General features: G+C 64.8%; 11 protein-coding genes. 5 read left to right on the top strand and 6 right to left on the bottom strand.

Features of this window, described 5'->3' with window-relative positions; translation table 11 throughout:
- Positions 1-61 precede the first annotated feature (61 nt).
- Positions 62-1,486 (bottom strand): FAD-binding oxidoreductase, encoded by a 1,425-nt coding sequence (locus KBT70_RS00275; protein WP_296627383.1) that lies wholly within the window; start codon positions 1,484-1,486, stop codon positions 62-64.
- 105 nt (positions 1,487-1,591) lie between these two features.
- Here KBT70_RS00275 and KBT70_RS00270 point away from each other — a divergent pair, with 105 nt between their 5' ends.
- The 3 genes from KBT70_RS00270 to KBT70_RS00260 are packed head-to-tail and all read left to right on the top strand — an operon-like array spanning position 1,592 to position 3,137.
- Positions 1,592-2,044 carry a DUF3429 domain-containing protein gene (locus KBT70_RS00270; protein WP_296627381.1) on the top strand — a complete coding sequence of 151 codons (453 nt, stop codon included), beginning with the start codon at positions 1,592-1,594 and terminating at the stop codon, positions 2,042-2,044.
- Complete coding sequence (gene rnhA, locus KBT70_RS00265) at positions 2,044-2,511, top strand: ribonuclease HI (RefSeq protein WP_296627378.1); 468 nt, start codon at positions 2,044-2,046, stop codon at positions 2,509-2,511. The genes KBT70_RS00270 and rnhA overlap by 1 nt, the downstream gene beginning before the upstream one ends.
- A complete protein-coding gene (locus KBT70_RS00260; protein ID WP_296627376.1) occupies positions 2,508-3,137 on the top strand; it encodes a trimeric intracellular cation channel family protein in 630 nt (209 codons plus the stop codon). The genes rnhA and KBT70_RS00260 overlap by 4 nt, the downstream gene beginning before the upstream one ends.
- Here KBT70_RS00260 and KBT70_RS00255 read toward each other — a convergent pair.
- Genes KBT70_RS00255 through def (KBT70_RS00235) form a run of 5 tightly spaced genes read right to left on the bottom strand, consistent with a single transcriptional unit; the run spans position 3,134 to position 5,607 of the window.
- Positions 3,134-3,373 carry a GlsB/YeaQ/YmgE family stress response membrane protein gene (locus tag KBT70_RS00255; protein ID WP_296627386.1) on the bottom strand — a complete coding sequence of 80 codons (240 nt, stop codon included), beginning with the start codon at positions 3,371-3,373 and terminating at the stop codon, positions 3,134-3,136. The two genes, KBT70_RS00260 and KBT70_RS00255, sit on opposite strands and share 4 nt — an antisense overlap.
- Before the next feature lie 3 nt (positions 3,374-3,376).
- Positions 3,377-3,619 (bottom strand): hypothetical protein, encoded by a 243-nt coding sequence (locus KBT70_RS00250; protein WP_296627373.1) that lies wholly within the window; start codon positions 3,617-3,619, stop codon positions 3,377-3,379.
- Positions 3,620-3,623: 4 nt separating this feature from the next.
- Positions 3,624-4,532: a methionyl-tRNA formyltransferase gene (fmt, locus tag KBT70_RS00245; RefSeq protein WP_296627371.1), complete on the bottom strand. Its 909-nt coding sequence runs from the start codon at positions 4,530-4,532 to the stop codon at positions 3,624-3,626.
- 58 nt (positions 4,533-4,590) lie between these two features.
- The gene (gene def / locus KBT70_RS00240; protein ID WP_296627368.1) at positions 4,591-5,085 is read right to left on the bottom strand and encodes a peptide deformylase; all 495 of its coding nucleotides are present in this window, start codon (positions 5,083-5,085) and stop codon (positions 4,591-4,593) included.
- A gap of 3 nt (positions 5,086-5,088) precedes the next feature.
- Positions 5,089-5,607 (bottom strand): peptide deformylase, encoded by a 519-nt coding sequence (gene def, locus KBT70_RS00235; RefSeq protein WP_296627365.1) that lies wholly within the window; start codon positions 5,605-5,607, stop codon positions 5,089-5,091.
- 98 nt (positions 5,608-5,705) lie between these two features.
- On the opposite strand from def (KBT70_RS00235), the gene KBT70_RS00230 reads away from it, so the two are divergent.
- Positions 5,706-6,875, top strand: coding sequence for a MalY/PatB family protein (locus KBT70_RS00230; protein ID WP_296627363.1), 1,170 nt, complete (start codon positions 5,706-5,708; stop codon positions 6,873-6,875).
- A gap of 19 nt (positions 6,876-6,894) precedes the next feature.
- Positions 6,895-7,286: GDP-mannose 4,6-dehydratase (locus KBT70_RS00225; protein WP_296627361.1), on the top strand; the 392-nt coding region annotated here is incomplete at its 3' end.

Genomic DNA, 7,286 nt, shown 5'->3' with positions numbered 1-7,286 from the left:
AATGTGCCCCCGCGCGGCTTACCACCTAAGGGCCAACTTCAGCAAAGAGCCATCCGTCCCTTCACCCCCGCAAAACCGCCCCTGGATTCATGATCCCCAGAGGATCGAGCGCCGCCTTGATCGCGCGCATCGCGTCCAGCTTTACCGGATCGCCGTAGCGCTCCAGATCCTCGACCTTGAGCCGCCCAATCCCGTGCTCGGCGCTGACCGACCCGCCCATCGCATGCACCAGATCATGCACCGCGCGCTTGATCTGGTCGCGCTCTGCCACGTGATCCGCACGGGCGCGCCCCGGCATAGGAAAGACATTGTAATGCAGGTTGCCATCGCCCAGATGCCCGAAACAATTGATCCGGAACGCCCCGATCCGGGCAATCACCTCGGCCCCTTTCACAATGAAGTCAGGGATTTCGGACATCGGCAAGGATATGTCATGCGAACTGATCGAGCCGATGCGCCGGTTGGCCTCGGGGATTTGTTCGCGCACCTCCCAGAACTGATGTCGCTGCGTCTCGGACTGCGCAATGATCCCGTCGCTGACCAGCCCCGCCTCGAGCGCGTCGGCGAATAGCCCCTCCAGCGCCAAGGCCGGGTCAAGCCCGCGCGCGAGCCCCACGTCGATCAGCACGAACCAGTCCGGCATCTGGGCAAAGGGCTGGCGAATGTCGGGCAGTGCCTCGGCCAGAAACTCGAGCCCCGCCCGGTGCATGATCTCGAACGCACTCACCCCCTCGCCCATCCGGTCGCGCGCCAGTGCCAAGAGATCGAGCGCGGCACGCGGGCCGTCCACCACCATGAGCGCCGTGCCCTCGCCCGCGGGGCGCGGAGAGAGCTTGAGTGCTGCGGCGGTGATCACCCCGAGCGTGCCCTCAGACCCGATCAAGAGGTTGCGCAGATCATAGCCGGTGTTGTCCTTGCGCAAGCGTTTGAGGCCATGCCAGATGCGCCCATCGGGCATCACCGCCTCCAGCCCCAGACAGAGATCGCGCGCATTGCCATAGCGCAGCACATTGACCCCGCCCGCATTGGTGGCAAGATTGCCACCAATCCGCGCCGATCCCTTGGCGGCAATGCTGAGCGGGAAGAGCCGGTCCACTTTGGCGGCGGCCTCATGGATGTCTTGCAGGATCGCCCCTGCCTCGACCACGATCACATTTTCGGCTGGGTAAATGCCGCGCACCGCGCGCATACGCTCGAGGCTCAGGATCACCGGGATCGGCCCATCGGGCGCGATCTGCCCCCCCACAAGACCCGTGCCACCGCCATAGGGCACCACCGGCACGCGCGCAGCAGCACAGGCGCGGACAATCACGGCCACCTCCTCGGTGCTGCCGGGGGCAAGAACCACGCCCTGCCCCTGCCAGCGGCCGCGCGGCTCCTCGAAATATCCAGGGGTTGCCTCGCGGAACACGGGTGCTGGCAAATGCGCGCGCAGCGCGTCGATGAATGCGGGGGTGGCTGGGGCCAAGGTAGGAGTCTGGGTCATGCGATTTACCTATCACGTTGCCCGCATCGGTCCAGCCCTTTGTCGCGTGCGCAAGCGCGGCTTTCCCTCTTGCCTCTGTCCGCCCTCCGGGTCATTTTGCGCGCCATGCAGATGATCCCCCGCGCCCCGCTCTTTCTTGGCCTTGCTGGCCTCTTGCCCTTTCTCTGGGGGGCGCTGACCGTGGTCCTGCCCGAGTTGGGCCTCTGGACGGCCCAGACTATCGGGCCGCGCTTTGCCGGACCCTATGTGATGCTCTTTTACGGCGCGGTGATCCTGTCGTTCATGTCGGGCGTGCTCTGGGGCTTCGCCACGCGGGCCACGGGCACGATGGCAGCCGTCTGCTACGGCCTTTCGGTCATTCCGGCCCTCTGGGCGTTTTTCATGACCGGCGGCGGGCCGACCTCGGCGGGAATGAGCCTTATCTTCGGATTTGCAGGCCTCTTGGCGCTCGACTGGCAATTCTCGCGATGGGGCCTCACACCGCCCTGGTGGATGGCGCTGCGGATGCTGCTGACAGCGGTGGTGATCGCCTGTCTCGCGGTGGGGGTGCTGCTCTGATGCCCGCGCTCTATGCCTATACTGACGGGGCCTGTTCCGGCAATCCCGGTCCCGGTGGCTGGGGCGTGCTCATGCGCGCCATGGACGGTGACACCGTGCTCAAGGAGCGGGAGCTTTCCGGGGGCGAGCCTGACACCACCAACAACCGGATGGAGCTTTGCGCCGCCATCGCCGCCCTAGAGGCGCTCTCGCGCCCCTCAGCCATCACGATTGTCACTGACAGCGCCTATGTGAAAAATGGTGTGACCGGCTGGATGCACGGATGGAAGCGCAACGGCTGGCGCACCGCCGATAAAAAACCGGTCAAGAATGTCGAGCTTTGGCAACGTCTGGACGAGGCACAAAAGCGCCACACCGTCACTTGGGAATGGGTCAAGGGCCATGCAGGCCACCCCGAGAACGAGCGCGCCGATGAATTGGCGCGCGCAGGCATGGCGCCCTTCAAACCGACCAAGGCCAAGGGATGAGCGCGCTCATCCTCCTTGATTACGCCTCGGTGCTGATCTTTGCGCTGACCGGCGCGCTTGTGGCCTCGCGCCAACAACTCGACATCGTGGGCTTTGCCTTTATCGCCTGCCTCACGGCGGTCGGCGGCGGCACGCTGCGGGATGTGCTCCTCGACCGCAACCCGATCTTCTGGCTGGGCAATCCGCATTACATCCTGATTGCCTGCGGCGCGGCGCTATTGGTGTTTTTCACCGCCCATCTGGTCGAGAGCCGCTATCGTCTCTTGCTCTGGCTCGACAGTTTTGCGCTTGCCGTGGCGGTGCCTGCGGGGGTGAGCGCGGCGATGGTCATGGGGCAAAGCCCAGTGATCGTGGTGCTGATGGGGATGGTCACGGGCTGCATGGGCGGCCTCATGCGCGATGTCGTCTGCAACGAAGTGCCCTTGGTGCTGAAACAAGGCGAGCTTTATGTCACCGCCGCCTTTGCCGGGGCGCTTGGCGCGGTGGGGGCTGAGATGCTCACCGACGATCCGCTCGTCATCTTGGGCACCTGTGCCGCGCTCACATGGGCGTTGCGCGCCGGCTCGCTCAGCCTTGGCTGGCGGCTGCCGGTCTACCGCGCCCGCCCGCCGCGCAATCGCCCTTAACGGCGCTCGCCAATCATCTTCCACAGCCAGACCAGCAGCATCGCACCCAGAACCGCACCAATCAGCCCACCCACGAGGCCCGTGATCATCAGCACCATGCGAATGACCACCGCGCCGATCAACGTGCCCGCAATGCCGATCAGGATGGTGGGCACCACGCCCAACTCGACCCGCATCAACCGCGTGGCCAAGAATCCCGCCGCAATCCCCACGATCAAGAGCCCGATGATGCCCATCATCTACCTCCCTTTGCGCCAATGGGTCGGCACGATGATCAGCGCGCCAATCGAGGACAGGATCGCATCAATCCCCGGCGCGCCAAAGCGGATGCCGAACATGATCCGGACAAAGTAAAACAGAAACGCACCGCCGATACAGATGATAATCGACGGCAAATAGCCGTTGCGGGTAAAGCCGGTTTTCTCGCTCGCATAGCCCACGATGCCCGCGATCACCACCGTGCCAAAGAGTTGCATGAACATCGCGTCACCCCAGTTGCGTGCCACGCGGCAAGGGCATGCCGCGCAGGAACTCGTCCGCATCCTGCGCCGCGCGCCCGGCGCGTTGCAAGCGCAAAAGCCGCACGGCACCCGTGCCACAGGCCACGGTCAGGTCCGCGTCCTGAACAACACCCGGCGCACCCTGCCCCTCGGCTAGGGTAGAGCAGAGCAATTTTATCCGCTCTCCCCCCACTTCACACCAGGCACCGGGAAAGGGCGAGAGACCCCGGATCAGCCGGTCCACCTCTGCCGCAGGGCGGCTCCAATCCACTCGCGCCTCGGATTTGTCAATCTTGGCGGCATAGGTCACGCCCGCCTCGGGCTGCGGCACGGCGCGCAGATCGTCGAAACGCGCCAGCACCTCGACAATCAACCGCGCGCCAAGGCTCGACAGCCGGTCATGCAAGCCGCCCGTCGTCTCCTGCGCCCCGATCGTCACCGCCTCGCGCAACAGAACAGGCCCGGTATCGAGCCCCGCCTCCATCTGCATGATGCACACGCCAGTCTCTGCATCCCCCGCCATGATGGCGCGGTGAATGGGGGCCGCCCCCCGCCACCGGGGCAAGAGGCTGGCGTGGATATTCAGGCACCCGCGCGCAGGCGCATCGAGCACCGCCTGCGGCAAAATGAGGCCGTACGCCACCACCACCGCCACATCGGCCTTGAGCGCCGCAAAATCCGCCTGCGCGCCCGCATCCCGCAAACTCACCGGGTGGCGGACCGGCAGGCCAAGCGCCTCGGCGCGCGCCTGCACCGGGCTGGGGCGGTCCTTTTTGCCCCGCCCCGCCGGGCGTGGCGGCTGGCAATAAACGGCCGCCACCTCATGCCCCGCCGCCACCAGCGCGTCGAGCACCGGCACCGAGAAATCGGGGGTTCCCATGAAGATCACTCGCATGCCCGCGCCTTTCATTGTTCCAAAAATACTCAAACCCGACGCCGCCCCCGGCGCAGCCTCAGCCGATCTTGCGCGCGCGCCTGAGCAGCATGTCGCGTTTTACCTTGCTCAGGCGGTCAAAATACATCCGCCCCTGCAAATGGTCGATCTGATGCTGCACACTCGTGGCCCAGAGACCGACGAAATCGCGCTCCTCAACCTCGCCCGCCGCATTCAGAAACCGCACCGTGACCGCGCGCGGGCGCTCGATCACCGCCGACACACCGGGCAGGCAGGGGCTCGCCTCGTCATGGGGGCGCAATTGCACGCTGGCATGCAGGATTTCGGGGTTGGCCATGCGCACCGCTTGGCCCCGCGCCGTGCTGGCATCGACCACGGCCAGCGCCTGCATCTCGCCCAGTTGTGTGGCGGCAAGGCCCACCCCCGGCATTGCCTCCATCACCGCGATCATCTCGTCCCAGAGGGCGCGCGTCGCCTCGGTAATTTCGGTGACAGGTGCTGCGGGCTGGCGCAGCCGCTTGTCAGGCCAGCGCAGGCAGGGGCGCGGCGCCACGGCTTAGCCCCGCGCCAATTCGCGCTTGAGCTTTTGCATGCGCCGGGTGATGAGCTGGCGCTTCATCGCCCCCAGATAGTCGATAAAGAGCTTGCCATCGAGATGGTCGATCTCGTGCTGCACGCAGGTGGCCCAGAGACCGCCGAACCCTTCCTTGTGCTCCACCCCATCAAGGTCCATCCACTGCACCTCGACCTCGGCAGGGCGGGTGACATCGGCGAACTGGTCGGGGATTGACAGGCAGCCTTCCTCATAGACGCTTTTCTCTTCGGAAAACGCGGTAATCTCGGGGTTGAGCATCGCGATGGGGCGCGGGGTCGCGCCCTCGTCCTTGACGCAATCAAGCACGATCAACCGATCCATCACCCCCACCTGCGGCGCGGCCAAACCAATGCCCGGCGCGTCATACATGGTCTCGAACATATCCTGCGAGAGTTTGCGCAAGGCATCGGACACGTCCCTCACGGGCGTGCAGACCTTTCTCAGGCGCGGGTCGGGATGGATCAGAATAGGCCGTTTCATGGCGGCTATTTAGGCGATGACCGGGCATTCTGCAACGCCCCTTGCGCTTGGGCTGTGATCGTTTAGCCTGCGCCGCGATCACCACCCCGGAGAGCCCCATGAATTTTGACGAGATCATCGACCGCCGCGGCACCCATTCCGACAAATGGGACATGATGCAGGCCAAATATGGCGTCTCGCCCGAGGATGGGATTCCGATGTGGGTGGCGGATATGGATTTCCGCCCGCCTGCCTGTGTCACCGAGGCGCTGATCGGCATGACGCAGCATGGTGTTTACGGCTATTACGGCGATGATGCCGCCTACCGCGCCGCGATCCAGTGGTGGATGCAGACCCGCCACGGCTGGACGGTCGAGGCGGATGCGATCTTTACCACCCATGGCCTCGTCAATGGCACGTCGATGTGCGTCGATACCTGGACCGCGCCGGGGGATGCGGTTGTGCTTTTCACCCCCGTCTACCACGCCTTTGCCCGCGTCATCCGCGCCGCCGGGCGCGAGGTGCGCGAATGCCCGCTGGTCAACACCGCGGGCCGCTACGAGATGGATTTCGATGCCTATGACGCGCTGATGACGGGCAATGAGAAGATGCTCATCCTCTGCTCGCCGCACAATCCCGGTGGCCGGGTTTGGACCAAGGCGGAACTGGAGGGCGTGGCCGATTTCGCGCGCCGTCATGATCTCATCCTCGTGTCGGATGAAATCCACCACGATCTCGTGATGCCCGGTCAGCGCCATATCGCCATGCCTCATATCGAAGGCATCGCCGACCGGCTGGTGATGATGACCGCCACCACCAAGACCTTCAACATCGCAGGCGCGCATCTGGGCAATGTGATCGTGCCCGATGCAAAGCTGCGCGCGCAGTTTGCCGCGCGCATGGGCGCGATGGGGATTTCGCCCAATTCCTTTGGTCTCTTCATGGCCGAGGCCGCCTATAGCCCCGAAGGGGCGGAATGGGTCGATGCGCTCTGCGCCTATCTCGATGGCAACCGGCAACTCTTTGAGAGCGGAATGCAGGCCATTCCCGGCGTGCGCGCGATGCCACTCGAGGCGACCTATCTGACCTGGATCGACTTTGCCGGCACCGGCATGGCGGCGGCGGAATATACCGGCCGGGTCGAGCGGGATGCGCGGGTCGTAGCCAACCACGGCCCGACCTTTGGCACCGGCGGCGAGAGCTTCCTTCGGTTCAACATCGCCACGCCGCGTGCCCGTGTTCAAGAGGCGGTCGAGCGGATTCAGACCGCCTTTGTCGACTTGCAATGACCGTCAGGCAGTTGGGCCGATGACGCGGGTCTTTATCACAGGCACCGCCGGGTTTATCGGCTATCATCTGGCAAACCTGCTGCTGGATGAGGGCATGATCGTGCATGGCCTTGACGGCATGACGGACTATTACGACGTCAGCCTGAAACAGCGTCGCCACCAGATGCTGCTGCAAAAGCCGGGGTTTGTCGCGACCGAGGCCATGCTAGAGGATCAGGCGGCGGTGGATGCCGCAATCGACGCCTGCGCGCCCGACATCATCGTGCATCTCGCCGCACAGGCCGGCGTGCGCTACAGTCTCGAAAACCCGCGCGCCTATATTGACGCCAATATCGTCGGCACGTTCAATGTAATGGAGGCGGCCAAGCGCCACGCGGTGCGCCACCTGCTGATGGCTTCCACCTCTTCGGT

Source organism: Roseovarius sp. (assembly GCF_018066915.1).
Classification (GTDB): Bacteria; Pseudomonadota; Alphaproteobacteria; order Rhodobacterales; family Rhodobacteraceae; genus Roseovarius.
The sequence above is the reverse complement of the archived record's forward strand: the minus strand, read 5'-3'. Positions and strand labels throughout refer to the sequence as shown.